A 26,890-nucleotide genomic window follows, 5' to 3' on the forward strand; every position below is an offset into this window, starting at 1 on the left:
CGCACAGGTGACGACTTGTATCAGCCTGGAGGCTCAAGGTGACGCGCATCAGCTGCGGAGGACGGTCATGACATCCGTGCTCGTCTGCGACGATTCCCCGCTTGCCCGAGAAGCGCTCCGTCGCGCGGTGGCCACCGTGCCCGGTGTCGAGCGCGTGACCACGGCGGCCAACGGCGAGGAAGTCCTCCGCCGCTGGGGGGCCGACCGTTCGGATCTGATTCTGATGGACGTACGCATGCCCGGTCTGGGGGGTGTGGAGACGGTCCGGCGGCTGCTCTCCGCCGACCCCGGGGCCCGGATCATCATGCTGACCGTCGCCGAGGACCTGGACGGGGTCGCGCTCGCGGTCGCCGCCGGTGCCCGCGGCTATCTGCACAAGGACGCGTCCCGCGCCGAGCTGCGGGCCACCGTCACCCAGGCGCTGGCCGACCCGACGTGGCGGCTCGCCCCGCGCCGGCTGCGGTCCGCCGAGATGGGGGCGGCCCCGACGCTCACCGCACGGGAGATCCAGGTGCTCGAAGGCATGAGTCACGGCCGCTCCAACGCGGAGATCGGCCGTGAGCTGTTCCTCTCCGAGGACACGGTCAAGACCCACGCCAGGCGGCTGTTCAAGAAGCTCGGGGCCTCGGACCGCGCCCATGCGGTGGCCCTGGGATTCCGCTGGGGGCTGGTCCGCTGACGCCCGGCCCGGACCGCCCCCGTCCGCAGGCCGGCGGACGGGGGGACGGGACGGGTCACCAGCGGTACACCCCCGAATCCGGGTGCCCGCCGACGGCGCCATGTGACGCTTCCCGGCCGATGACGCATCCTTGAGTCGTGGAGTTCCTCAGGAACGATTCGGACGAGCGGAAGGGGAGGGCGCAGGACATGACATCCGGCGCACCCGCTCATAACGCTTCGGTGCACAACTCGGGACGCGATGGAGCGGACCGTGGGGCATCAGGGCACCATGGTCCGATGCGCGAGGACGAGACCACGGTGATCGGTGCACTCGTGCACCGTGCCGTCGACGGCGATGCGCAGGCCACACACGATCTGCTCGCCCATGTCCACCCCCTCGCCCTGCGCTACTGCCGCGCCCGGCTCAACCGGCTCCCCGGTGATGCTCGCCACTTCGTGGAGGACCTCGCGCAGGAGGTCTGCGTCGCCGTGCTGATGGCGCTGCCGCGCTACAAGGACACCGGCAGGCCCTTCGAGGCCTTCGTCTTCGCCATCGCCGGGCACAAGGTCGCCGACCTCCAGCGCGCCGCGATGCGCCACCCGGGCTCGACCGCCGTCCCCTCCGACGAGATGCCGGAACGGCCCGACGACTCCCTCGGCCCGGAGGAGCGCGCCCTGCTCAGCAGCGATGCCGCCTGGGCGAAGAAGCTCCTCGCCAACCTTCCGGAGAGCCAGCGCGAGCTGCTGGTCCTGCGGGTCGCGGTCGGCCTGACGGCCGAGGAGACCGGGCGGATGCTCGGGATGTCCCCGGGGGCCGTGCGGGTGGCCCAGCACCGTGCGCTCAGCAGGCTGCGGGCGCTGGCCGAGCAGTAGGGACACCCGCGCAGGGTGTTCCGTAGAAAGCTACAGAACACTCAACTGATCTTGATCGTGGAATGAGACACCCGTAGAGGCCGTTAGCATGGACATCCGCACCGATCAAGGCCATTTGGGGAAGGTGTCATGACTGCAAACGTCGACGGAGTGCCTGAGAAATTTGCGACGCTCGGGCTGACATACGACGACGTGCTGCTGCTGCCGGGCGCGTCCGAGGTCCTGCCCAACGCGGTCGACACCTCGACCCTCATCTCGCGCAACGTACGGGTGAACATCCCGCTGCTGTCGGCCGCCATGGACAAGGTGACCGAGGCCCGCATGGCCATCGCCATGGCCCGTCAGGGCGGCGTCGGCGTGCTGCACCGCAACCTCTCGATCGAGGACCAGGTGAACCAGGTCGACCTGGTCAAGCGGTCCGAGTCCGGGATGGTCACCGACCCGATCACCGTGAACCCCGACGCCACGCTCGGCGAGGCGGACGCGCTCTGCGCCAAGTTCCGTATCAGCGGCGTACCGGTCACCGACGCCGCGGGCAAGCTCCTGGGCATCGTGACCAACCGCGACATGGCCTTCGAGTCGGACCGGACGCGCCAGGTGCGCGAGGTCATGACGCCGATGCCGCTCGTCACCGGCAAGGTCGGCATCTCCGGCGTGGAGGCCATGGAGCTGCTGCGCCGCCACAAGATCGAGAAGCTGCCGCTGGTCGACGAGGCCGGTCTCCTCAAGGGCCTGATCACGGTCAAGGACTTCAAGAAGGCCGAGCAGTACCCGAACGCGGCCAAGGACGCCGAGGGCCGACTGCTGGTCGGCGCGGCCGTCGGAGCCAGCCCCGAGGCGCTGGACCGCGCCCAGGCGCTCGCCTCCGCCGGGGTCGACTTCCTGATCGTCGACACCTCGCACGGCCACAACAGCAACGCCCTCGACTGGATGGCGAAGATCAAGTCGAGCGTCGGCGTCGACGTCATCGGCGGCAACGTCGCCACCCGCGACGGCGCCCAGGCGCTGATCGACGCCGGTGTCGACGGCGTCAAGGTCGGTGTCGGACCCGGCTCGATCTGTACCACCCGCGTGGTCGCCGGTATCGGCGTCCCGCAGGTCACCGCGATCTACGAGGCCGCGCTCGCCGCCCGTGCCGCGGGCGTCCCGGTCATCGGCGACGGCGGCCTCCAGTACAGCGGCGACATCGGCAAGGCGCTCGCCGCAGGCGCGGACAGCGTGATGCTGGGCAGCCTCCTCGCGGGCTGCGAGGAGTCCCCGGGCGAGCTGATGTTCATCAACGGCAAGCAGTTCAAGTCCTACCGGGGCATGGGCTCGCTGGGCGCCATGCAGTCCCGCGGCCAGGGCCGGTCCTACTCCAAGGACCGCTACTTCCAGGCCGAGGTCTCCTCGGACGACAAGCTCGTCCCCGAGGGCATCGAGGGCCAGGTGCCCTACCGGGGCCCGCTCGCCAACGTCCTCCACCAGCTCGTCGGCGGTCTCCGCCAGACCATGGGCTACGTCGGCGCCGAGTCCGTCGACCAGATGGAGAGCAAGGGCCGCTTCGTCCGGATCACCTCGGCGGGTCTCAAGGAGAGCCACCCGCACGACATCCAGATGACGGTGGAAGCACCGAACTACAGCCGGAAGTAACACAGCGGCGCGTGGCTGAGGGGCGGACCGGAGTTCCCGGTACCGCCCCTCACACGCGTGTCGGGGATACTGGTCAGCGCAGACGTAGAGGGAAAGGCCACACATCGTGACTGAGATCGAGATCGGGCGCGGCAAGCGCGGCCGCCGGGCTTACGCATTCGACGACATCGCTGTCGTACCGAGCCGCCGCACCCGGGACCCGAAGGAGGTCTCGATCGCCTGGCAGATCGACGCCTACCGCTTCGAGCTGCCGTTCCTGGCGGCCCCCATGGACTCCGTGGTCTCCCCGCAGCACGCCATCCGCATCGGTGAGCTCGGCGGGCTGGGCGTCCTCAACCTGGAAGGGCTGTGGACCCGGCACGCCGACCCGCAGCCGCTGCTGGACGAGATCGCCGAGATGCCGGTCGAGACCGCGACCCGCCGGCTCCAGGAGATCTACTCCGCCCCCATCCAGGAGGAGCTGATCGGCCAGCGCATCAAGGAGGTGCGCGACTCCGGAGTCGTCACCGCCGCCGCGCTCTCCCCGCAGCGCACCGCCCAGTTCTCCAAGGCCGTCGTCGACGCCGGGGTGGACATCTTCGTCATCCGGGGTACGACGGTCTCCGCCGAGCACGTCTCGGGCGCCGCCGAGCCGCTCAACCTCAAGCAGTTCATCTACGAGCTGGACGTCCCGGTCATCGTCGGCGGCTGCGCCACGTACACCGCCGCCCTGCACCTGATGCGGACCGGAGCGGCCGGTGTCCTCGTCGGCTTCGGCGGCGGCGCCGCGCACACCACGCGCAACGTCTTCGGCATCCAGGTCCCGATGGCCACCGCCGTCGCGGACGTGGCCGGGGCCCGCCGCGACTACATGGACGAGTCCGGCGGCCGGTACGTGCACGTCATCGCCGACGGCGGCGTCGGCTGGTCCGGCGACCTGCCGAAGGCCATCGCCTGCGGTGCGGACGCCGTGATGATGGGCTCCCCGCTGGCCCGCGCCACGGACGCGCCGGGCCGTGGCCGCCACTGGGGCATGGAGGCCGTCCACGAGGACGTGCCGCGCGGCAAGCTGGTCGACCTCGGCCCGGTCGGGACGACGGAGGAGGTCCTCACCGGCCCCTCCCACACCCCGGACGGCTCGATGAACATCTTTGGCGCCCTGCGCCGCGCGATGGCCACCACCGGCTACAGCGACCTCAAGGAGTTCCAGCGCGTCGAGGTGACGGTGGCGGACTCGCAGCACCGCCGCTGACCCGCCCGCAGCTACGCGGAAGGGCCCGGACCATGACGGTCCGGGCCCTTCCGCGTAGCCGTACGAGGGGGTCAGCTCGCCTTCTTGGCGCCGCCGACCGCCGCGATCGCGCCGAAGGCGAAGAAGACGTACGTCATGAAGCCGGACTCCGCCTTCCAGGCCGTCGTCACCGCTTCGAAGTGGTCGAGGACGACCTCGGAGAAGGGCACGTGCGCCCGGTCCGACAGCACCATCGAGATGCCGATGAGCTGGCCGAGGTAGACGGCGCCGACCGCGAAGAGGGCCGCCGCGCCGATGACCGCCGGGTTGGCGCCGCCGACCTTGGCTGCCGCGAAGCCGACGAGGAAGCCGACGCCGACCGCCGCGTAACCGAACTCGCGCTCGATGGAGCCCGAGATCACGCCGTACAGGATGCCCGCGACGATCGCCGCGCCGAGGGCGGTCAGCACGCCGAGCAGGATGTTGTTGCGGGCCGGGGGAGCCGAGGCGAAGGGGGTGCCGCCGCCGAAGGGGCCGGGCTGCTGGCCGGGCTGGCCCTGCGGACCGGGCTGGCCCTGCTGGCCCTGCTGGTTCGCGAAGGGGTTGCCGGTGGGAGCCGGGGCCTGCTGGCCGTACGGGGCCGGGGGCTGCTGGCCGTAGGGGTTGCCCGTCGGGGCGGCGGGGGCGGGGCCGCCCGCGTACGGGTTGCCGTCCGCGGGCGGGGCGCCGTACGGCTGCTGGGGCTGGTTCGGCGGCTGCACGGGCTGGCTCACGGTGGGTCTCCCCCTGGGGCGAAATGCGCATGTGCGTGTCTTGACGCGAACATGTGTGCGCTCTGTGACGCCGCACGGTAGCAGTAGGTACCGGAATTGGTCACTAGCCAATCTCGGTGGCCGATACACGTCTTCAGAGCCGGTGCGCGGCCCCCGCCGGGGTCGCGCCCCGGGTGTCCAGGAGGAGCTGGGCCTTCACCGCGAGGCCCTGGAGGTCGTATGTGCGGTGCTGCTGGAGCAGTACGGTCAGGTCGGCCGCGGCCGCCGCCTCGTAGAGCGAATCGGCGCGCGGGACGGGGAGTTCGCGCACCCGCCAGTCCAGGACATGCGGGTCGTGGTAGCCGATCTGGGCGCCCATGTCCATCAGCCGGGTGGCGATCTCGCGGGCGGGCGCGGCCTCCTGGTCGGCGCTGTCGGGCTTGTACGTGACCCCGAGCAGCAGCACGCGCGCCCCCCGGACCGATTTGCCGTGCTCGTTCAGCAGGGTGGCGCAGCGCTGGATGACGTACCGGGGCATCCGTTCGTTGATCTCCTGCGCCAGCGAGACCATCCGCAGCGGGTGGCCGGGCGTGCGGCCGCTGTACGGGAGGCAGCCCGGGTCCACCGGGACGCCGTGGCCGCCGACGCCGGGGCCGGGGCGGAAGGGCTGGAAGCCGAAGGGCTTGGTCTCGGCGCACCGGATGACGTCCCACAGGTCGATGCCGAGGTCGTGGCAGGCCACCGCCATCTCGTTGACCAGCGCGATGTTGACGTGCCGGAAGTTGGTCTCCAGCACCTTCGTCATCTCCGCCTCGCGCGGCCCCCGGGCCCGTACGACCTTGTCGGTGAGGCGTCCGTAGAAGGCGGCGGCGGACTCGGTGCAGGCGGGGGTGAGGCCGCCGATGACCTTGGGGGTGTTGGCGTAGCCGTGGGTGCGGTTGCCGGGGTCGAGCCGGCTGGGGGAGCAGGCGAGGTGGAAGTCGCGTCCGGCGGTGAGCCCGGAGCCCTCTTCGAGCAGGGGGCGCAGGAAGTTCTCGGTGGTGCCGGGCGGTACGGCGGACTCCAGCAGCACGGTGGTGTGCGGGCGCAGCCGGGCGGCCAGGGCGCGGGCGGCGTCGCCGAGGGCGGTGAGGTCGACGGTGCGGTCGGGGCCGAGGGGGGTGGGGGCGCAGATCACGGCGGTACGGACCCGGCCCAGCTCGGCGGCGCTGGTGGTGGGCCGGAAGCCGCCGGAGAGCATGCGGCGGATGTCGGACGCGGTGAGGGAGCCCTCGACGGGGGTGCGGCCCGCGCGCAGCTCGGCGCAGGGGCGTGGGTCGGTGTCGTAGCCGACGGTGTCGATCCCGGCGGCCACGGCGGCCTGGACCAGGGGCAGGCCGAGGTGGCCGAGTCCGATGACGGCGAGGTCTGCGGGCATGTCGTAGGCCGCCTTCCCTAAGACCGGAGTACGAAAAGCGCAACTGCTGTGGACAGCGCAATGTCAGACTAGGCGTAAATATGACCTATATGTCGCATTCCGTGACGCCTGTCGTCCGGGTGTTGTCCACAGGCGGTGGCTGAAGTCGGGGAGCGCGGACAGAATCGAGGAGTGGACACGGGCGGCCGGCCCCTCGGCCGGGTGGCACTCCCGTGTCCGACCACCCCGATCCACCGGGAGGCAGCAGTGAGGACAGCGACACTGGGACCCGCCGAGCGCACCGCCGCGCTCGCCGCCATGGCCGAACGCGAGCTGGACGTGCTGGTCGTGGGGGCGGGCGTCGTCGGCGCGGGCACGGCGCTGGACGCCGCCACCAGAGGGCTCTCGACCGGCCTGGTCGAGGCGCGCGACTGGGCGTCGGGCACATCGAGCCGGTCGAGCAAGCTGATCCACGGGGGGCTGCGCTATCTGGAGATGCTCGACTTCGCCCTGGTCCGGGAGGCGCTGAAGGAGCGCGGGCTGCTGCTGGAGCGGCTGGCCCCGCACCTGGTGAAGCCGGTGCCCTTCCTCTACCCGTTGCAGCACAAGGGGTGGGAGCGGCTCTACGCGGGCTCCGGCGTCGCGCTGTACGACGCGATGTCGGTCTCCTCGGGCCACGGCCGGGGCCTCCCCGTGCACCGCCACCTCTCCCGCCGCCGTGCCCTCCGTGTGGCCCCCGCGCTGAAGAAGGACGCCCTGGTCGGCGCGTTGCAGTACTACGACGCCCAGATGGACGACGCCCGCTTCGTCACCGAGCTGGTCCGCACCGCCGCCTCCTACGGGGCCCAGGTGGCCAACCGGGCCCGGGTGATCGGCTTCCTCCGTGAGGGCGAGCGGGTGGTGGGCGCGCTGGTCCAGGACGTGGAGGGCGGTAGGGAGTACGAGGTCCGGGCCAAGCAGGTGGTCAACGCGACCGGCGTGTGGACGGACGACACCCAGGGGCTCATCGGGGAGCGCGGGCAGTTCCACGTCCGGGCCTCCAAGGGCATCCACCTGGTCGTCCCCAAGGACCGCATCCACTCCTCCACCGGCCTCATCCTGCGCACCGAGAAGTCCGTGCTCTTCGTGATCCCCTGGGGCAGGCACTGGATCATCGGCACCACCGACACCGACTGGGACCTGGACAAGGCCCACCCGGCCGCCTCCAGCGCCGATATCGACTACCTCCTCCAGCACGTCAACTCCGTCCTCAGCACCCCGCTGACCAGGGACGACGTCCAAGGTGTCTACGCCGGGCTGCGCCCGCTGCTGGCCGGTGAGTCGGACGCCACCAGCAAGCTGTCCCGCGAGCACACCGTGGCCCACCCCGTCCCCGGGCTCGTCGTCGTGGCGGGCGGCAAGTACACGACGTACCGGGTCATGGCGAAGGACGCGGTGGACGAGGCGGTGCACGGGCTGGACCAGCGGGTGGCCGCCTGCGTCACCGAGGACACCCCGCTGCTGGGCGCCGAGGGGTACAAGGCCCTGTGGAACGCGCGGGCCAGGATCGCGGCCAGGACCGGGCTCCATGTCGTCCGGGTGGAGCATCTGCTCAACCGGTACGGCTCAATGACGGAAGAAATTCTGGAACTGATCCTGGCCGACCCCACCCTGGGCGAACCACTGCCCGCCGCCGACGACTACCTCCGCGCCGAGATCGTCTACGCCGCCTCCCACGAGGGGGCCCGCCATCTGGACGACGTACTGACCCGGCGCACCCGGATCTCCATCGAGACCTTCGACCGGGGCACCCGCAGTGCCCGCCTCTGCGCGGAGCTGATGGCGCCGGTGCTGGGCTGGGACGCGGACCGGATCGACCGGGAGGTCGAGCACTACGAGAAGCGGGTGGAGGCGGAGCGCGAGTCGCAGCGGCAGCCCGACGACCTCACGGCGGACGCGGCCCGGCTCGGGGCGCCGGACATCGTGCCGATCTAGGGCCAGGCGTCGCGCGGCAGGCGGCAGTTTGACGACAGGACCTAGGGAGTCAGGGGGCCCTGAAGGGGAGGGGGCCGGTCCGCCCGGGTTCACCGGGCGGTTCACCCCTGCTCGGCGGGCGGTTCACCCGGGCGGCCAGCGCCCTTCACGTACGGGCCAGTTGGGCGGGAAAGGCCTGGTGGCGCGGGGGCCGCCGCCCGGTCGGCCCTGGACGGGGAGGCCCGGTAGGTAGCAGGCTGTGGGGGATTCCCTCTTCGGCCCCCAGCGCGGCGGACCCCGGACCCGGCACCAGGACCGGTCCCGGGGTGAGGGACAATGAACGCTCTGCCAGGGCGGGTTGATCGCAGAGGGGACGCATGTCGGAGGCGGAGCAGGCACGGGAGCCCCAACGGGACACGAACGGTCGTCTCCTCGCGGGGCGCTACCGGCTCGGGGGAGTGCTCGGCCGGGGCGGCATGGGCACGGTCTGGCGCGCCGAGGACGAGACGCTCGGCCGCACGGTGGCGGTCAAGGAGCTGCGGTTCCCGGGGGCCATCGACGAGGACGAGAAGCGCCGGCTGATCACGCGCACCCTGCGTGAGGCCAAGGCGATCGCACGGATCCGCAACAACGGCGCGGTCACCGTCTACGACGTGGTCGACGAGGACGACCGGCCGTGGATCGTGATGGAGCTGATCGAGGGCAAGTCCCTCGCCGAGGCGATCCGTGAGGACGGCACGCTGACGCCGAAGCGGGCCGCCGAGGTCGGGCTCGCCATCCTCGACGTACTGCGCTCGGCGCACCGCGAGGGCATCCTGCACCGCGATGTGAAGCCGTCCAACGTGCTGATCGCCGAGGACGGCCGCGTCGTGCTCACCGACTTCGGCATCGCCCAGGTCGAGGGCGACCCCTCGGTCACCTCCACCGGCATGCTCGTCGGCGCCCCCTCGTACATCTCGCCGGAGCGGGCCCGTGGCCACAAGCCGGGGCCGCCCGCCGACCTGTGGTCGCTCGGCGGACTGCTGTACGCGAGCGTCGAGGGCTGCCCCCCGTACGACAAGGGCTCGGCCATCGCCACGCTGACGGCCGTGATGACGGAGCCGCTCGACCCGCCGAAGAACGCGGGCCCGCTGACCGAGGTCATCTACGGGCTCCTCGCCCGCGACCCGGACCAGCGGCTCGACGACGCCGGGGCGCGGGCGCTGCTCAACGACGTGATCAACGCACCCGACGCCGTCGCGGTGCCGCCCGCCGACTCCACCCAGGTCATGGCCCTGCCGGCGGTTCCCGAGGCCGGGTCCGGCGCGGGGAAGTTGACCAAGGCGCCCAAGCCGCCGAAGCAGGGCGGTGGACCGGGCGAGTCCGGCGAGGGCGCGCGCGACCGGCTGCGCGGAGCGCTGCGTTCCGTGCGCGGCGCGAAGGCCGCACCGGCCGTCGCCGCAGGTGCGGCGGGCGCGGCTGCGGCCACGGCTTCCCCCGCTGCCGCTGCCACTTCCCCGGCCGGGGCGTCTTCGGCCTCCCCGGCGACCGGCTCCCCGGTCGCCCCGCCCCGGCCCGCGACCCCGCCCGGCACCCCGCTCGGGAAGGCCGCCCCGGCTTCCCCCTCCGGCGCCCCGGCGGCCACCACCACTGCCATGGCCTCCGGCGGCGCGAACTCCGGCGCGAAGCCGACGGGTTCCGGCGCCGCAGCGGGCGCGGCCGTACCCCCGCAGCGCCCGCCGACCTCACCGGCCGCCACCCGGGCCTCGATCACCGATGTCGTGCCGCGCCGCACGCTGGCGCTCATCGCGGGCGTCGTCGTGCTGGCCATCCTGGGCACCGTCCTCGCGCTCACCCTGGGCGGCGACGGCGACAAGGCCAACGCCGGTAACGGCAAGGTCGACACCGCAGCCTCCGCCGGGGCCTCGGCAGGCGGTTCCGAGGGCGACAGCGAGGGTGCCGCGGGCGGCGACTCGCAGGGCGGCCAGAAGGAGGGGCAGGGCACCGGGGAGGGCAAGGCGCCCGAGGACCCGTCCGGCGACGACGCCGACGACCCGGACACGGGCGATTCCGGCGACGACGCCGAGGAGCCCGACGGCGACGACCCGCAGGACGACGACGGGGCGGGCGACGCTCTGCCCGCCGGGTACAAGACGGTTTCCGACGACCAGTTCCGCTTCACGATGGCGATGCCCGGGAACTTCCGGCGCACGGCCATCGCGGGCGCCAACTCCGGGGGCATCTACAACGCCGAGCGCGGCAGTTTCCCCCGGGTCCAGGTCGACTTCAACAGCTCGCCCAAGGACGACGCGGCCGCCGCCTGGCGCGGGGCCATCGCCGGCACGAGGGTTCTCAGCGACCGGTACAAGCACGTCAGCATAGAAAAGGTCGAGTACAACGGCTATCCGACCGTCGCCGACTGGACGTTCGAGCGCAGCCACAACGGCGTCCGGGTCCGGGTGCTGAACCGGGGCTTCAAGGTCGACGCCCAGCGCGGCTACTCGATCATGATCAGCTGCAAGATCGACGAGTGGGACGACGAGGAGTGCCGCACGCTGCGCGAGACGGCGTTCGCCACCTTCGCCCCGACGAAGTGACGGTCGGGGAGTCACCGTCGGCGAACTGGCCGTCAGCGAAGTGGCCGTCGGTGAACTGGCCGTCGGTGAAGTGACCGTCGGCGAAGCCGCCGCCCGAGGGCCGTGCGAGACGTATTGGGCGGGCCGGGTTGCCACGACCCGGCCCGTCGGCCCGCGTTGCCACGTATCGTAAGACGACGGAGACCGTACGCAGCCGGGACAGTGGGTCAATTGCCCGCCGAATGACCGCAACTGACTGAACTGACTGATTCGTACGGTTCGATGGCCGGGGGAACAGCGCGCTCTGGGGAGGCGTCGTGGACGACTACGCGGGTCGGGTGCTTGCCGACCGCTACCGCCTTCCGCTGCCCCCGTCCGACGGGTACGAACTGGTCGAGACCCGGGCGTTCGACACCTACAGCGGCCAGGAAGTCCTGGTCCGTCAGGTGCCGTTGCCGGAGATCGTGGACGCCGAGGTGCTCGACGCGGACGGCCGGGCGTCGGCTGCGGCCGGGCGCACGACGGGGCGGGCGGTGCGCCGGAGTACGGATCCGGCGGTCCGGCGCGCGATAGAGGCCGCGCAGGCCGCCGCCCAGGTGCCCGACCACCCCCGGCTCGACCAGGTTTTCGACGTGTTCGCCGAGGCCGGTTCGCTCTGGATAGTCAGCGAGCTCGTCGCGGCCCGCCCGCTCGCCGCGCTGCTTGCCGAACGCCCCCTGAACCCCTACCGGGCCGCCGAGATCGGCTCCGACGTGCTTACTGCTTTGCGGGTGCTCCACGCGCACGGCTGGACCCATCGCAACATCACCGTGCGCACGGTCCTGGTCTGCGACGACGGCCGTGTGATGCTGACCGGCCTGGCGGCGGGCGCCGCCGAGGAGGCGCTCTGCGGGTACGCCCCCGAGCCGCTGCCGGACGACGAGACGGTGGCGCCGCCCGCTTCGGAGGCGTACGGGGGGCAGTCGGGGACGTACGGGGGCGGAAGCGGGAACCAGGAGGCGTACGGGGGGTACGGGACCTATGGGGCCCCTGAGGTTCCCGGGGCCGATGAGACGCTGGGGATACCGGTCGTCGAGGCGGTCGACGCCGTAGAGGCCGTAGAGGCCGTAGAGCCGGGTGAGCTGCCGGGCGGGGCAGATGCGCCCGACGGGCCGAACGTGCCTGGTGTGACCGGCGTACCTGGTGTGACCGGCGCGCCGGACGGGCGTGGTCCCTACTCCCTCCCCCCGGCCGGGAGTTACGACAGCCAGGAACTCCCGCTCGTACCGCCGTATGTGCGCGCGCAGCCGCCGCAGCAGACCTACGCGCCCCGGCCGGACCGGGGTGAAGGGCAGGTCCCCGAGTCGCCCAGGCCCCAGGAGGTGTACGGCACGCCCGGCACCCAGGAGCTCGTCCCGCGTCCCGCCACGCCCGCCGTGCCCTACACCGCCGCGCCCCGGACCCCCGCCGAGCCGGGAGCCGCGAGCGCCGCCCAGTTGCGGGCCGCCCGCGCCGGGGCGATCGCCGCCTACCGGGCCGGTGCCCGCGCCGCCGCCCGGGTCACCGAGGACCGCCAGCAGGCGGCCGGGAACACCCCCGCGAACCTCGCGAAGGGGGCCCCGGGCCCGGAGGCGGCGGAGACGACCGGTCCGCAGACCGACTCCGGAGCCGTCCCGGCCCAGCACCCCGGGTCCGGTCCGGCCGCCCCCGGGTCCGGTCCGGCCGCCCACGCCTCCGGCCCCGCCGTCCCCGGGTCCGACCCCGCCACCCCAACCCCCGCCACCCCAACCCCCGGCGGCCCCACCACCGCAGGCCCCACCACCCACGCCCAAGCCCCCACCCCGCCCCCCTCCGCTGGCCTCCCCGGCCCCCGGCTGACCGGCGGTCCCTGGGGCAGCCCGCCCGAGGACCCGTACGACGACGAGGAGGACGAGGACGACGAGGAGGGGCCCCGCCCGCCCGGCCGTCGCGTGCACCTCGCGGGCACCTGGGACGACGGCCCCGGCTCCGGGCGCTCCATCCCCGCGGGCGGCTCCGGCCAGGACGCGCTGCGCGCCGACTCCCGGCGCCCCGGACAGCCGGCCCTCGCCCCCGCCTCCCGCCTCCCGTCCGAGCGGTCCCCCTCCACCGCCTGGGAGGAGGCCGTCGCGGGCAGCCGCAAGGCCGCCGTCTACCGGGGCCCCGCCACCCCGCTCGCCGCCGAGCGCGCCCGCCAGGCGCGGATCGCCGTCGTCGGACCCGTCACCGAGCGGTGGGCGCCGGAGCAGGCCGGGCCCGTCCACGAGAACTGGCAGCTCGCACCGCCCATCGGCCCCTCCACCGACCTGTGGGCGCTCGGCGCGCTGCTCTACCGCGCGGTCCAGGGCCACGCCCCCTACCCCGAGGAGAACGCGGCCGAGCTCGTCCAGATGGTCTGCGCCGAGCCGCCCGCCTTCGCCGAGGAGTGCGGGGCGCTGCGGCCCGTCGTCGAGTCGCTGCTGCGCCAGGACCCCACCGAGCGGCCGGACTTCGAGGAGCTGCGCGGCTGGCTGCGCTCGCTCGTGCGGTCCGCCCCCGAGCCGGAGGCGGGCGCCGACGTCGTCCCGCTGCCCGCGCCCGACGCCACCCGGCTCCCCGTCGTACGCCGCCGGGGCGAGCTGGTCCGCAGGCGGTGGGGCCGGTTCGGCGGGGGATCGGCCCACGGCCGCCACCGCCAGGGCAAGCGGCAGCGGCAGCAGTTGGAGAAGCAGCGCGCCGCCGAACGCCATGACCTCCGTCGGCCGCCGCCCCGCCATGAGCCGGTGCTGCCCCCGGAGCCCGATCAGGGCCGGGCCCACCCCGTCGACGCCTGGGAGCCCCGGCCGCGCGAGGGGCGCGCACCGCGCGAGCCCAAGGGGCCCCGGGTGCTGCGCGAACCGCCCCGGCCGCGCGAGGGCCGTTCGCCGCGCCACCTCGGCCGACTGCTGCTGGTCCTGATCCTGCTCCTGATGGCCGCGGCCATCGCGTACGCCTTCCTGTTCATGCCGAAGCAGGAGCCGGCCGGGCAGCCGGGGGCGCGGACCGGAGCGCCCCAGCAGCCCACGGGCTCCGCCGCCCCGCCCCCCGCCGCGTCCGGTTCGCCCGCCCCCTCCGGCGCGCCGAGCGCCGACCCCGGCTCCCAGCAGCCGCAGACCAGCCGCTCCGCCGTCGCGCTCCCCGCGGGCTATGTGCTCCGCAAGGACACGGAGGGCTTCGAGGTCGGCGTACCGAAGGACTGGCAGCGCAGCCCCGCCAACGCGGACCGTCAGATCCGGTACGGCAGCGACGGGTTCACCCTCCTCGTGGTGCCCGGCCGCGACACGGTCAAGGCGGCGGGCGGCGACCCGCTGGACTACCAGCGGGACAAGCAACTCGAACTCCAGCCGTTCCGGGACTCCAGCTGGTCCACCTCCTCGGGTGTCCGCCGGGTCGACGTGGGCAGACAGGCCATGGCCGAGGGGCAGTTCACCTGGCAGGACACCGGTGGCCGCGAGGTCTACGTCCGCAACCTCGCCATGATCGTCGACGGCCGCTACCACGTCCTCCAGGTCATCGGCCCGGTCAACGACCGCGACAAGGTCACCGAGGTCTACCAGCAGGCCATCGCCTCCTACCGGACGAACGCCGCCTGACCGCGCGTCATCGGTGGCGCGTGGCCCCGGTGGTCGAGGCGCGTGGCCGGGCGATCGCGGATCGCGGGACCGGCGGTCGCGGCTCGTGGGTTTGGCCGTCATGGCATACGGGCCCGGCCGTTGTGCGGTGCCGACAACCATCACAGTGCGGTCTCGTGGGCGATCCCCGGTTCCGCCGCGCCGCCAACGCTCCGTAATCTGGCAGCCGAGGAACGGGGCGGGGAACACGTGGACGGATCACAGGGCGCGGCTGAGGAACGGGTGCTGGCGGGGCGTTACCGGCTGGGCGAGGAGCTCGGCCGCGGGGGCATGGGCAAGGTCTGGCGCGCCCATGACGAGGTGCTGCACCGCACGGTCGCCGTGAAGGAGTTGACGGCCGGGCTGTACGTCGCCGAGGCCGACCGGCTCGTTCTGCACGCCCGCACCCAGAAGGAGGCGCGCGCGGCGGCCCGCATCACGCACCCGGGCGTCGTCACCGTCCACGACGTGATCGAGTACGACAAGCGCCCCTGGATCGTCATGCAGTACGTCGACGGGCCCTCGCTCGCCGACCGGGCGAAGGAGAGCGGGAAGATCGCCCCGCGCGAGGCGGCCCGCATCGGCCTCCACGTACTGAGCGCCCTGCGCGCCGCCCACACCGCCGGGGTGCTGCACCGGGACGTCAAGCCCGGCAACGTCCTGCTGGCCCGCGACGGGCAGGTGCTCCTCACGGACTTCGGGATCGCCGCGATCGAGGGCGACTCCACGATCACCCGGACCGGTGAACTGGTCGGCTCCATCGACTATCTGGCTCCCGAACGGGTACGCGGCGGCGACCCCGGCCCCGCCTCCGACCTCTGGTCGCTGGGCGCGACGCTGTACACGGCGGTGGAGGGCGGCTCCCCCTTCCGCCGTACGTCCCCGATCTCGACCATGCAGGCCGTCGTCACCGAGGAGCCGCCCGCACCCGTCAACGCCGGTCCCCTCGGACCCGTCATCACCGCGCTGCTCCGCAAGGACCCGGCCGACCGGCCCACGGCCGCCGCCACCGAGCAGATGCTGCTGGACGCCATGGAGGGCCGGGAGCCGCGCTCGGCCCATGCGTACGTGCCGACCCAGCGGGTCCCGGAGGAGGCCCGGTACGGCTACCCGGCCGCCGAAGGAGCCACGTCCCGGCCCCCCGGAACACCCCCCGCCACGACGGTCCCGACCCCCTCCGTCCCCATCGTCGGCCCCACCTCCGCCCCCGTCACCCGGCGCGGCGGCTCCCGGTGGCGCACGGTGCTCGCCGTGGTCGTCGCGGCGGCGGTCCTCGGGGGCGGGGCGGGGCTGCTCGCGATGAAGTACGGGGAGGGCGCCTCGGCCACCGGCCGTACGGCGGCCACGCCCACGCCCACCGCTCCCACCACGCCCACCGGCCCCGCCGCCCCCGGGACCACCCCGCCCCCCACCACCCCCGCGCCCGACCAGGGTGCCTCGGAGATACCCGACGGCTGGTACCGGGCGGAGGACCCGGCGGGCTTCAGCCTGGTCGTTCCGGAGGGCTGGACGCGCCAGGTGAACGACGGCCAGATCGACTACACCCCGGACGGCGGCGCCCACCGCATCCGGATCAGCGTCGACCCGGACCCCGACTTCGACCACCCGTATCTGCATATGCAGAACATGGAGCAGCAGCTCTCCGACCGGCTGCCGGGCTACCAGCGCATCAAGCTGGAGAAGAACACCTTCCGCGACCGGCCGGGCTCGCTCTGGGAGTTCACCTGGACCGAGACCAAGGACCACCCCGGCCCCCGGCACGGGATCGACCAGATGTACTACGGCGGGCCCGGCGGCCCCGAGTACGCCCTGTATCTGACCGCCCCGAAGGAGGGCTGGGAGACCAGCCGCAAGCAGTTCGACATCATGCTCCGCAGTTGGCGGGCCCCGGGCGGGCAGAACTGATCTCCGTACGTCACGGGTCTGCATCCGGTGACCGGCCCCTGTGGTGTCCGCCCCCGGGCGTGACCCAGGATGGGGCCCCCGCGAGCGCTCCCAACGCCCCTGCGGATGCCCCGAGCGCCCCCACCGTCCCCGCCGGCGCCCCGGACGGCGCCCCGGACCGGGTCGTCGGCGGGCGTTACCGGCTGCTGTCCCGGCTCGGGCACGGCGGCATGGGCACGGTGTGGCGGGCGCACGACCAGGTCGTCGACCGCGAGGTGGCCGTCAAGGAGCCCCGCGTACCGGACCATCTGGGCGAGCGCGAACACGCCACCGCCCACCAGCGCATGCAGGTGGAGGCGCGGGCGGCAGCGCGGATCGACCACCCCTCGGTCGTCACCGTCCACGATGTCGTCGTGGAGGACGGGCGGCCGTGGATCGTCATGGAGCTGGTGCGCGGCCAGTCGCTCGGCGACCGCCTCCAGGAGGGCATCCTCGACACCCGGGAGGCCGCCCGGATCGGCCTCGCGGTCCTCGACGCCCTGACCGCCGCCCACACCGCCGGAATCCTGCACCGGGACGTCAAGAAGGACCCGGCGGCCCGGCCGGCCGCCGCCGAGGTCCGGCAGATCCTCCAGGAGATCGTCGCCCCGGCGCGGCCCACCGAGCCCTTCACGGCCAAGAAGGGCGGCGGCAGCACGTGGGTGCCGCCCGTGCTGCACCGCAACCGCCCCGCGCAGTTCGGCCTCGCGGGCGGGGCGCTGGCAGATCCGGCCGGAGAACGAGGTGCTCTCGGCGGACGTGGCGGTGCCGGGGGAGTACAAGCGGGTCCAGCAGGACGGCGGGGAACTGGTCTGGTACGTGGACCCCAGCGGCGTCTTCGAGATCACCTCCTGGCGCCGGGGGCTGGAGGATCCCGTGCGCTACCGCCTCCACGAGCTGCTGATCCCCGGCGAGAAGGCGCAGGACCCCCACTGGAACGTACGGGTCCGGACGCCCGCGAAGGGGCAGGCGTCGAGGGACGGGGAGGAGATCTTCGCCGAAGCCGTGAAGGGGCTGAAGATTCATGGTTCCTGAGTTGCCATGCGGCGGGCCGGGCGGACCGTGCCCGCCCGGTCCGCCGCATAGCCACTGATCAGGGGTTATGTAGCCAGTGATCGCTGGCTCGTTCGGATCGGCACCCCCGGGCGGTCGGCGGGTCCGGTGAAAATCTGTTACCCACGGGTACCCAAAGGGTGCGCCGGGACATACTCTCGGCCTCATGACGGACTCGCAGGCCCCTGACGCCCCTCTCGGTACGAACCCCGTCGCGGTCGCCCCCGCAGGCGTGCGCACGGCCGCCGATGTGGTCACCCCCGAGGTGGTCGCCCAACTGGTCCGCGGTGTCGTCGGATCGGGCCGCACCGCCAACCACGCGCCCTTCACCGGGGAGAAGCTGGCCGATCTGCCCGAGTCCACCCCCGAGGACGTGGCCACCGCCTTCGACCGGGCCCGCGCCGCCCAGCCCGCCTGGGCCGCCACCCCCGTACGGCAGCGGGCCGCCGTCCTCCTGCGCTTCCACGACCTGGTCCTCAGCCGCCAGTCCGAGGTGCTCGACCTCATCCAGCTGGAGACCGGCAAGGCCCGGCTGCACGCCCACGAAGAGGTGCAGTCCGTCGCCGTCGCCGCCCGTCACTACGGGCGCAAGGCCGCCGCCTACCTCAAGCCCCGCCGCCACACGGGTGTCGTCCCGACCCTCACCAAGGTGACCGAACTGCGCCAGCCGCGTGGGGTCATCGGCCAGATCGCCCCCTGGAACTACCCCTTTGAACTGTCCGTGGGCGACGCGCTCCCCGCGTTCGTCTCGGGCAACGCCGTCGTGATGAAGCCCGACACGGAGACCGCGCTCACCGCGCTCTGGGCCCGTGACCTGCTCATCGAGGCCGGACTGCCCGCCGGGGTCTTCCAGGTCGTGCTGGGCGAGGGCCCCGTCGTCGGCCCCGAGGTCGTCAGCCGCGCCGACTACGTCTCCTTCACCGGCTCCACCCGCACCGGCCGCGAGGTCGCCGTGGGCGCCGCCTCCCGTCTCGTCGGGGTCTCCCTGGAGCTCGGCGGCAAGAACGCCATGCTCGTCCTGAAGGACGCCGACGTGGAGAAGGCCGCCCAGGGTGCCGTGCGCGCCTGCTTCTCCTCCGCCGGACAGCTCTGCATCTCCATCGAGCGGCTGTACGTCCACGAGTCGATCGCCGACGACTTCGTGGAGCGGTTCGCCACCCGGACGAAGGCCATGCGGCTCGGCAATTCCCTCGCGTACGGCGCCGACATGGGCTCCCTCGTCGGTGAACGCCAGCTGGAGACCGTCACCCGGCATGTCGCCGAGGCCGTCGAGAAGGGCGCCACGCTCGTCGCGGGCGGGGTCGCGCGCCCCGACATCGGCCCGCTCTTCTACGAGCCGACCATCCTGGACGGGGTGGAGGCACCGATGGCCGTCTGCACCGAGGAGACCTTCGGCCCGGTCGTCTCCATCTACCGCTTCACCGACGAGGACGAGGTGATCGCGCTGGCCAACGCCACCCCGTACGGCCTCAACTCCAGCGTCTGGACCACCGACTCCCGGCGCGGACACCAGGTCGCCGCCCGGCTGCGGACCGGCACCGTCAACATCAACGAGGGGTACGCCCCCGCCTACGGCAGCGTCCAGTCCCCGATGGGCGGCATGAAGGACTCCGGGCTCGGCCGGCGCCACGGCTCCGAGGGCATCCTCAAGTACACCGAGGCCCAGACCGTCGCCCAGCAGCGGCTGATCCCGCTCGCGCCCTCCTTCGGGATGGACGACGAGAAGTACGCCGCGTTCATGACCCGCAGCCTGAAGGCGATGAAGGCGTTCCGGCTGCGCTGAGCGCCGCTCCGACGCTGTAACAGCGGCGGGCACTCCGACGCCGTGTCAGCGGCGGGCGCCCCGACGCCGTAACGCCGCTGGGGCGCCCCGACGCCGTAACAGACTCCGCCCTTTTCGTTCCGATTCCGTACGGAGGAGCGCCATGCCCCAGGACAGTCCTGCCCAGAAACAGTCCGTGAGCCATGTCCCCGCCGAGGACGACGCCGCGTACGACTACGACGTCCTGGTCGTCGGCTCGGGGTTCGGGGGCGCGGTCTCGGCGCTCCGGCTGACCGAGAAGGGGTACCGCGTCGGCATCCTGGAGGCGGGCCGCCGCTTCACCCCCGGCACGCTCCCCAAGACCTCCTGGGACCTGAAGAACTACCTCTGGGCCCCCGCGCTCGGCCTGTTCGGCATCCAGCGCGTCCACCTCCTCGGCAACGTCATGGTGCTCGCGGGCGCCGGGGTCGGCGGCGGCTCGCTCAACTACGCCAACACGCTGTACGTGCCGCCCGCCCCGTTCTTCGAGGACCGTCAGTGGGCCTCGATCACCGACTGGCAGGCCGAGCTCAAGCCGTACTACGACCAGGCCCGCCGGATGCTCGGGGTCCGCCTCAACCCGACCATGACCCCCTCCGACATCCACCTCAAGGCCGCCGCCGAGGCGATGGGCGTCGGCGACACCTTCCATCTGGCCCCGGTCGGCGTCTTCTTCGGCGACGGCAAGGACGCCGACGGCACGGCGAAGGCCAAGCCCGGCGACACCGTCCCCGACCCGTACTTCGGCGGCGCCGGACCCGCCCGCAAGGCCTGTACCGAGTGCGGCGAGTGCATGACGGGGTGCCGTCACGGCGCGAAGAACACCCTCAACGAGAACTACCTCCACCTCGCGGAGCAGGCCGGAGCGGTCATCCACCCGATGACCTCCGTCGTCGCGGTCACCGACGACCCCGACGGCGGCTACCGCGTCCTCACCGTCCCCACCGACCGCCGCCGCAAGGCGAAGCCCACCCGGCTGCGCGCCCGCAAGGTGGTCGTCGCGGCGGGCACGTACGGCACCCAGACCCTGCTGCACACCATGAAGGACAAGGGCCTGCTGCCCCGGCTCTCCGCCAAGCTCGGCATGCTGACCCGTACCAACTCCGAGGCGCTGGTCGGCTCCCAGACCAGCGACCGCCGCTACCGCAAGAAGCACGGCATAGCCAAGGCCGACTTCTCCCAGGGCGTGGCCATCACCTCCTCGATCCACCCGGACGACAACACCCACATCGAGCCGGTGCGGTACGGCAAGGGCTCCAACGCCATGGGCGCGATGTCGATCCTCCAGGTCCCCTACGGGGCCCACCGGGTGCGCGGCTGGCTCGCCAACATGATCAAGCACCCCACCCTCGCGGCCCGTTCGCTCTCCAACCACCACTGGTCCGAGCGCACGATCATCGGCCTCGTCATGCAGTCGCTGGACAACTCCCTCACCACCTACCGCAAACCGGGAGGTATCGGCAAAGGCCTGCTCACCGCCCGTCAGGGCCACGGCGCGCCCAACCCGACCCAGATCCCGGAGGCCACCCGCAGCGCCACCCTCCTCGCCGAGGAGATCAACGGCTTCGCCGGATCCAACGTCGGCGAGCTGATGGGCACCCCGCTCACCGCCCATTTCCTCGGCGGCTGCCCGATCGGCGCGAGCGCGGAGGAGGGCGTCATCGACCCGTACCACCGCCTCTACGGCCACCCCGGCATCAGCGTCGTCGACGGCTCGGCCGTCTCCGCCAACCTGGGCGTCAACCCCTCGCTGACCATCACCGCCCAGGCCGAACGCGCGATGTCCTTCTGGCCCAACAAGGGCGAGGTGGACCCGCGCCCGGAGCAGGGCGCGGCCTACGAACGCCTCGCCGCCGTCGAGCCGTTGGCCCCGACGGTGCCCAAGGACGCGTTCGCGGCGCTGAAGCTGCCGTTCCTGGGCATCCCGGTCGTGCCGCCGAAGGGGACGGTGGAGGCCGGGGCGGAGGTGAAGGGCGTCGGCAACACCCCCGTATCCCATCCGTGACCGTGGCGCGGGTGGCTCCTCGGAGAGCTGCGCGGCCGACCCCGTACGCTGCGGGGTCGAAAGCCTGAGCGCGGGGCACGGTCACGGTCACCGTGGCCCGCGGTCGCACAGCTCCTGCCGAACCCAGAGGTCCGCGATGAAACGCTTCTCCCCGCGCACCGCGCCGCTCCGCAGGGCGGGCGGCCTCGCCGCCGCCACCGCCCTGCTGCTCGCCGCCGGTCCGTTCACGGCGGCCGCCGCCGCTGCCCCGGTCCGTGCCGCCGACCCGGTGTTCGCCCTGGGCGGTCCGGCCGAGACGGCCCTGCACCCGTACGTGAAGGGCGGCGGCGAGCAGCGGCGGTCGGCGGCCGGGATCACGGTGACGGGTGCGGCCGATGAGGCGTACGAGGGCGAGTTCACCGTCACCTTCGACCTGACCGGGATCACGGGCGTCGCCGACCTCACCTTCGACGAGCAGCCCGGAGTCGAGTGCGCGACCACCGGCCCCCGGTCCGCCGCCTGCACGGGCCACGGCATATCGCCCGGCCTCTCCACCGTCACCGACCTGGTCCTCAGCGCCGCCGCGGGCAGCGAGCAGGGCGCGTCCGGCACGATCCGGATCAGCGGCGAGGCCGACGGCGCGTCCATCACACCCTTCACCACCAAGGTCACCGTCGGCGGCCCCGACCTCGTGATGCACCAGCTCCCCTTCGAACGGGAGCTGACCCCCGGGCAGAAGCAGCAGGCCCCGATCACCTTCACCAACCGGGGCAGCCGCGACGCCGACGGGGTCGTCCTCACCCTCCGGTACTCGCGCGGCCTGGACATCCCGCAGCGCTACTCCAACTGCGCGTACACGACGGACGCCCCGGACCTCCCGGGCAGCGCCTGGACCACGGCCCGCTGCTCCGTCGACGGCGCCTTCGAGGCGGGCGCCACCTACACCCTGGCCGCCCCGCTGACCCTGGAGGCCACGGCCCGCGCCTACCGCGACATCTTCCGGTACGGCATCCACGAGCGCGGCGCGGAGCGGCGCATGGCCTCCCCCCGCTCCACACATGTGTCGGGCGCCGTGCTCAGGGCCGTACCGGCGCCGAAGCCCATGGCGGCCCGGGGCGTGGACCTCGAACCGGGCGACAACGAGCACGAGGCCGACTTCCGTACGGTGAACACGGCCGACTTCGTCGCGTACGGGGACACCGCGTCCGGCGCCGCGGGCACCACGGTCACGGCGGACATCGGGTTCCGCAACGACGGCCCGGCCTGGATCGGCTACCTCCGGTCCGGCGAGAGCGTCGCCGCCGTGGACTTCACCGTCCCCCAGGGCGCGACGGTCACCTCCGCCCCGAAGGGCTGCCGGGGGGTGACCGCCGATGGGGAGCACCGGGAGGACCTGAGCACCCCGGCCCCCCGTTACGTCTGCCCGACCCCGATGACCGTGCGCGACGGCGGCGGCCTGGACCTCTCCTTCGGGCTGCGGATCGACAAGGTGCTGCTCGGCGCGGCGGGCAAGGTGGCGGTGCGCGGCCCGTGGCTCCAGTCGCCGGGGCTGCCGTTCGACCCGGAGCCGGGGAACAACACGGCGCGGGTGGTGCTGAACGGGGAGAGCGGCGGTGCTCCGGGTGGCCCGGGCGGCCCTGGTGGTCCGGGTGGCCCGGCTGGTCAGGGAGGACCTGGGGGCGAACCGTCCACCGCTCCCACGGGCACGCCCGGCGCCCCCGCCCCCGGAACGACGGGCGGGGACGCCGCCACCGACGGCACGGGCACGGGCAGCGCCACAGGGGGCAGCACCGGCGCCGACGGCGGCAGCCTGGCCGCCACCGGATCGTCCACCGCCCTGACCGCGTCCGCCATGGCGATCGCGGCGCTGACGGCGGGGGTGGTGCTGTTCACGGCGGTGCGGCGACGGCGGAGGGCTGAGAGCAGGAGCTGAGAGGCGAGCGGGGGAGAGGGGAACGGTCTCCGCCAAGTGGGGGGAGGGGGGAACGGCCTCCACCGAGCGGGGGAGGGGAACGACCTCCACCCCATACGTACGTCACGTACGTCACGTCATGTACGTCACTTACGTCACGTCGTCCCGATGCGGCCGACCCGGGCGTCCCCGGGTACGGCCGCACATGGGGTGACCGGGCTGCTGTCCCCTGCGGACCGGTCACTTGCGCCGGGATGTGGTCCCACGACGTACCTGCAGTACGTCACACGTCCCGGCGGAGCCACGCGTGGTTTTCCATCGATGCCGCCCCTGGTTGGCACGGACACCGGGACCAACGAAGGCACCGCGGTCCCGGTCACGCGCCGTACGGGTGAGACGGGCACCGAACGCAGATACGGTCCTGCTGGTGCTGCCCCTGGGGTCACACCCGGCCGCGGCACAGCTCCAGCAGGGTCATCGCCAGCGCGGTGCCCGGCTTGCCCAGCGCGTCACTGTAGTGGCTGAGCACGGCCGTCTCGCGCGAGAGGTTGACCCGGCGGCCGCCCGAGGTGATGCGGGCCTCCTGGATGACCGCCGAGACGGCCATCCGTTCCTGGACGAGGCCGATGATCCGGTCGTCGAGGGCGTCGATGCGCTCGCGGGCGCCGCCGATGAGGGCGGCGGCCTCGTCGGTACGGGCGCCGGTCAGCTCGGTGGTCGTGGTGGTGGTGCTGCTCATGTGGTGACTCCCGGTGGGGTGGCGGCCCCCCGGAGCAACGGACCCAGACACGCAGAACGCCCCGGGCCTGCTGGCCCGGGGCGCCTGGAACGTTGCTTGTCAGTAGCTCAAGCAGCACGACCATGGCAGCCGGCGGGCCGGATGCCATAGGTAAAGACGAAGGTCGTGTGCTGACGCATGGGGGACAGTATGGCCCCGGCCCGGCGGCGCCACCAAGGCGGGGCCCGGATCGTGAGACGCGGCCCGCATCGATCGTGAGGCCCGGGCCGGGCACCGGGCAGGCCCCGGGCCCGTACCGGCGGCCCGGCGGAGGGTCCGCACACGGCCGGTAGAATCGGAAGAACCGACCCCCTTCACCACCGCCGGAAGGCCGCCCCGTGCCAGCAGCACCCCCCGCCGCCCCCGACACCACGGCCGACGTGGTCCTCGTTGTCGACTTCGGCGCGCAGTACGCCCAGCTCATCGCCCGCCGTGTCCGTGAGGCCCGGGTCTACAGCGAGATCGTCCCGTCCACCATGCCGGTGGCCGAGATGCTGGCCAAGAACCCCCGCGCGATCATCCTCTCCGGCGGCCCGTCGTCGGTCTACGCGGAGGGCGCCCCCTCCCTGGACCGCTCGCTCTTCGAGGCGGGCGTCCCTGTCTTCGGCATGTGCTACGGCTTCCAGCTGATGGCGACCACCCTCGGCGGCACGGTCGACGACAACGGGGCGCGTGAGTACGGCCGCACCCCGCTGCACGTCACGAAGGCGGGCTCGACGCTCTTCGAGGGCACGCCCACCGAGCAGCCGGTGTGGATGTCGCACGGCGACGCCTGCTCGGCGGCGCCCGAGGGCTTCACGGTCACGGCCTCCACGGACGTGGTCCCGGTCGCGGCCTTCGAGAACGACGAGAAGAAGCTCTACGGCGTCCAGTACCACCCGGAGGTCCTGCACTCGACCCACGGGCAGCAGGTCCTGGAGCACTTCCTCTACCGGGGCGCGGGCATCGAGCCGAACTGGACCACGACCAACGTGGTCGAGGAGCAGATCGCCCTCATCCGCGAGCAGGTCGGCGACAAGCGCGCCATCTGCGGCCTCTCCGGCGGTGTCGACTCCGCGGTGGCGGCGGCGCTGGTCCAGAAGGCCATCGGCTCCCAGCTCACCTGCGTGTATGTCGACCACGGCCTGATGCGCAAGGGCGAGACCGAGCAGGTCGAGAAGGACTTCGTGGCCGCGACCGGCGCGAAGCTGAAGGTGGTCGACGCGGAGAAGCGCTTCCTGGACGCGCTGGCCGGGGTCTCCGACCCGGAGCAGAAGCGGAAGATCATCGGCCGCGAGTTCATCCGGGTCTTCGAGCAGGCCCAGCTGGAGATCCTCCAGGAGGAGGGCCCCGAGGTCGCCTTCCTGGTGCAGGGCACGCTCTACCCGGACGTCGTCGAGTCCGGCGGCGGCACCGGCACCGCCAACATCAAGTCCCACCACAACGTGGGCGGCCTCCCCGACGACATCGAGTTCCAGCTCGTCGAGCCGCTGCGCCAGCTGTTCAAGGACGAGGTCCGGATGGTCGGCCAGGAGCTCGGCCTGCCGGAGGAGATCGTCCAGCGCCAGCCGTTCCCCGGCCCCGGCCTCGGCATCCGTATCGTCGGCGAGGTCACCAAGGACCGCCTGGACCTGCTCCGTGAGGCCGACGCCATCGCCCGCGAGGAGCTGACGGCGGCCGGCCTGGACCGCGAGATCTGGCAGTGCCCGGTGGTCCTGCTCGCCGACGTCCGCTCGGTCGGCGTCCAGGGCGACGGCCGCACCTACGGCCACCCGATCGTGCTGCGCCCGGTCTCCTCCGAGGACGCCATGACGGCCGACTGGTCGCGCCTGCCGTACGAGACGCTGGCCAAGATCTCCACCCGCATCACCAACGAGGTCGCCGACGTCAACCGCGTGGTCCTCGACGTGACGAGCAAGCCGCCGGGGACGATCGAGTGGGAGTGACCTCCCGCCGGGGCTCCTGAGCCCCTGGTCAACGCCGATGCCGTCGCTCATTCGTTTGGGCGGCGGCATTGTCGTATCTGCTGGGTACGCTGAGTCAGGAGACGAGACTCTGCCCATGGGAGCAACTATGAGTGCCGCACCCGATCATGAGCTGTCCGAGAGCTATCACTACCCCGTTCCTCCCGCAGAGGGCTGGGCGGCGGAGGATCTCGACCGGCTTCCGGGCCTTCCGCGGCGCACTGAGCTGATCGATGGGAGTCTCGTCTTCATGAGTCCGCAGACCAGGTTTCACATGCGGACCATGCGTCTGCTGGAGAATTCGCTCCTGCATCAGGCGCCGGACGATCTTGATGTGTTCCGTGAGTTCAGCATCAGACTCGACAGCCGTAACCGTCCTGAGCCGGATGTTCTTGTCGTCCCGCTGGGCGCGGATACCGGCCCCAGGGGGACGTGCCTGCAACCGGAAGACGTCATTCTTGCGGTGGAGGTCGTTTCGGAGGAGTCCAAGGCCAGGGACCGTGACACCAAGCCCCGTAAGTACGCTGCTGCGGGTGTGGTCCACTTCTGGCGCGTCGAGGAGGGCCCCGACGGGCTCCCCGTCGTGTACGTCTACGAACTCGACCCCGCACTGAAGGCGTACACGCCCACCGGCATCCACCACAACACCCTCAAGCTCGACGTCCCCTTCCCCCTCTCCATCGACCTCACCGCGCTCAACCTGCGCCGCCCCTAGGGCCTGTCGTCAAACTGCCGCCTGCCGCGCGGCGCATGGCACGCACGCTCGCAGCGTTGCCGAAATGGCCAAGTAGCTCCGCTACGAGACCATTCCGGCGCCTTGCGATCGCACGCACCATGCG

General features: G+C 72.7%; 16 protein-coding genes and 1 pseudogene. 14 read left to right on the top strand and 3 right to left on the bottom strand.

Going from position 1 to position 26,890, the window contains the following annotated elements; genetic code table 11:
- Nucleotides 1–67 precede the first annotated feature (67 nt).
- From ACFW9Z_RS29280 to ACFW9Z_RS29295, 4 genes are all read left to right on the top strand, one after another.
- Nucleotides 68–679 (top strand): response regulator transcription factor, encoded by a 612-nt coding sequence (locus tag ACFW9Z_RS29280; protein WP_003948568.1) that lies wholly within the window; start codon nt 68–70, stop codon nt 677–679.
- A 278-nt stretch (nt 680–957) separates the two neighbouring features.
- Nucleotides 958–1,533, top strand: coding sequence for a sigma-70 family RNA polymerase sigma factor (locus tag ACFW9Z_RS29285; RefSeq protein ID WP_084748752.1), 576 nt, complete (start codon nt 958–960; stop codon nt 1,531–1,533).
- 129 nt (nt 1,534–1,662) lie between these two features.
- Entirely contained in the window at nt 1,663–3,165 is a 1,503-nt protein-coding gene (gene guaB / locus ACFW9Z_RS29290; RefSeq protein WP_384645580.1) for an IMP dehydrogenase, read from the top strand.
- Between the two features lie 106 nt (nt 3,166–3,271).
- A complete protein-coding gene (locus ACFW9Z_RS29295; protein ID WP_019763850.1) occupies nt 3,272–4,396 on the top strand; it encodes a GuaB3 family IMP dehydrogenase-related protein in 1,125 nt (374 codons plus the stop codon).
- Between the two features lie 71 nt (nt 4,397–4,467).
- Here the strand turns inward: ACFW9Z_RS29295 and ACFW9Z_RS29300 are convergent, their stop codons facing one another.
- Together ACFW9Z_RS29300 and ACFW9Z_RS29305 are read right to left on the bottom strand one after the other, a co-directional pair.
- Nucleotides 4,468–5,148 carry a hypothetical protein gene (locus tag ACFW9Z_RS29300; protein WP_384645581.1) on the bottom strand — a complete coding sequence of 227 codons (681 nt, stop codon included), beginning with the start codon at nt 5,146–5,148 and terminating at the stop codon, nt 4,468–4,470.
- 133 nt (nt 5,149–5,281) lie between these two features.
- Nucleotides 5,282–6,544 carry a nucleotide sugar dehydrogenase gene (locus tag ACFW9Z_RS29305; protein ID WP_384645583.1) on the bottom strand — a complete coding sequence of 421 codons (1,263 nt, stop codon included), beginning with the start codon at nt 6,542–6,544 and terminating at the stop codon, nt 5,282–5,284.
- A gap of 246 nt (nt 6,545–6,790) precedes the next feature.
- Here ACFW9Z_RS29305 and ACFW9Z_RS29310 point away from each other — a divergent pair, with 246 nt between their 5' ends.
- From ACFW9Z_RS29310 to ACFW9Z_RS29345, 8 genes and pseudogenes are all read left to right on the top strand, one after another.
- Nucleotides 6,791–8,497: a glycerol-3-phosphate dehydrogenase/oxidase gene (locus tag ACFW9Z_RS29310; protein ID WP_384645584.1), complete on the top strand. Its 1,707-nt coding sequence runs from the start codon at nt 6,791–6,793 to the stop codon at nt 8,495–8,497.
- Nucleotides 8,498–8,853: 356 nt separating this feature from the next.
- Nucleotides 8,854–11,052 (top strand): serine/threonine-protein kinase, encoded by a 2,199-nt coding sequence (locus tag ACFW9Z_RS29315; RefSeq protein WP_384645586.1) that lies wholly within the window; start codon nt 8,854–8,856, stop codon nt 11,050–11,052.
- Nucleotides 11,053–11,348: 296 nt separating this feature from the next.
- The gene (locus ACFW9Z_RS29320; RefSeq protein ID WP_384645587.1) at nt 11,349–14,639 is read left to right on the top strand and encodes a protein kinase; all 3,291 of its coding nucleotides are present in this window, start codon (nt 11,349–11,351) and stop codon (nt 14,637–14,639) included.
- Nucleotides 14,640–14,867: 228 nt separating this feature from the next.
- Nucleotides 14,868–16,562 (top strand): serine/threonine-protein kinase, encoded by a 1,695-nt coding sequence (locus tag ACFW9Z_RS29325; protein WP_384645588.1) that lies wholly within the window; start codon nt 14,868–14,870, stop codon nt 16,560–16,562.
- A gap of 209 nt (nt 16,563–16,771) precedes the next feature.
- A pseudogene (locus ACFW9Z_RS29330) lies at nt 16,772–17,615 on the top strand (protein kinase).
- Between the two features lie 184 nt (nt 17,616–17,799).
- On the top strand, nt 17,800–19,416 hold the full coding sequence (locus ACFW9Z_RS29335; protein WP_384645589.1) for a succinic semialdehyde dehydrogenase: 1,617 nt from the start codon (nt 17,800–17,802) through the stop codon (nt 19,414–19,416).
- A 142-nt stretch (nt 19,417–19,558) separates the two neighbouring features.
- Entirely contained in the window at nt 19,559–21,439 is a 1,881-nt protein-coding gene (locus ACFW9Z_RS29340; protein ID WP_384645590.1) for a GMC oxidoreductase, read from the top strand.
- A 136-nt stretch (nt 21,440–21,575) separates the two neighbouring features.
- Nucleotides 21,576–23,351 (top strand): peptidase, encoded by a 1,776-nt coding sequence (locus ACFW9Z_RS29345; protein ID WP_384645591.1) that lies wholly within the window; start codon nt 21,576–21,578, stop codon nt 23,349–23,351.
- 421 nt (nt 23,352–23,772) lie between these two features.
- Here the strand turns inward: ACFW9Z_RS29345 and ACFW9Z_RS29350 are convergent, their stop codons facing one another.
- Nucleotides 23,773–24,069 carry a chorismate mutase gene (locus tag ACFW9Z_RS29350; protein ID WP_384645592.1) on the bottom strand — a complete coding sequence of 99 codons (297 nt, stop codon included), beginning with the start codon at nt 24,067–24,069 and terminating at the stop codon, nt 23,773–23,775.
- Between the two features lie 377 nt (nt 24,070–24,446).
- Between ACFW9Z_RS29350 and guaA the strand changes: the two genes are divergently transcribed.
- Nucleotides 24,447–26,033, top strand: coding sequence for a glutamine-hydrolyzing GMP synthase (guaA, locus tag ACFW9Z_RS29355; protein ID WP_384645593.1), 1,587 nt, complete (start codon nt 24,447–24,449; stop codon nt 26,031–26,033).
- A gap of 127 nt (nt 26,034–26,160) precedes the next feature.
- Nucleotides 26,161–26,766: a Uma2 family endonuclease gene (locus tag ACFW9Z_RS29360; protein ID WP_384645594.1), complete on the top strand. Its 606-nt coding sequence runs from the start codon at nt 26,161–26,163 to the stop codon at nt 26,764–26,766.
- Nucleotides 26,767–26,890 lie beyond the last annotated feature (124 nt).

It is taken from the genome of Streptomyces sp. NPDC059452 (genome assembly GCF_042750035.1).
Classification (GTDB): domain Bacteria; phylum Actinomycetota; class Actinomycetes; order Streptomycetales; family Streptomycetaceae; genus Streptomyces.

Coding starts and splice junctions, on each gene's coding strand:
- ACFW9Z_RS29280 (WP_003948568.1), top strand. CDS start 68: ATGACATCCGTGCTCGTCTGCGACGATTCCCCGCTTGCCCGAGAAGCG.
- ACFW9Z_RS29285 (WP_084748752.1), top strand. CDS start 958: ATGCGCGAGGACGAGACCACGGTGATCGGTGCACTCGTGCACCGTGCC.
- guaB (WP_384645580.1), top strand. CDS start 1,663: ATGACTGCAAACGTCGACGGAGTGCCTGAGAAATTTGCGACGCTCGGG.
- ACFW9Z_RS29305 (WP_384645583.1), bottom strand. CDS start 6,544: ATGCCCGCAGACCTCGCCGTCATCGGACTCGGCCACCTCGGCCTGCCC.
- ACFW9Z_RS29315 (WP_384645586.1), top strand. CDS start 8,854: ATGTCGGAGGCGGAGCAGGCACGGGAGCCCCAACGGGACACGAACGGT.
- ACFW9Z_RS29335 (WP_384645589.1), top strand. CDS start 17,800: ATGACGGACTCGCAGGCCCCTGACGCCCCTCTCGGTACGAACCCCGTC.
- ACFW9Z_RS29340 (WP_384645590.1), top strand. CDS start 19,559: ATGCCCCAGGACAGTCCTGCCCAGAAACAGTCCGTGAGCCATGTCCCC.
- ACFW9Z_RS29345 (WP_384645591.1), top strand. CDS start 21,576: ATGAAACGCTTCTCCCCGCGCACCGCGCCGCTCCGCAGGGCGGGCGGC.
- ACFW9Z_RS29350 (WP_384645592.1), bottom strand. CDS start 24,069: ATGAGCAGCACCACCACCACGACCACCGAGCTGACCGGCGCCCGTACC.
- ACFW9Z_RS29360 (WP_384645594.1), top strand. CDS start 26,161: ATGAGTGCCGCACCCGATCATGAGCTGTCCGAGAGCTATCACTACCCC.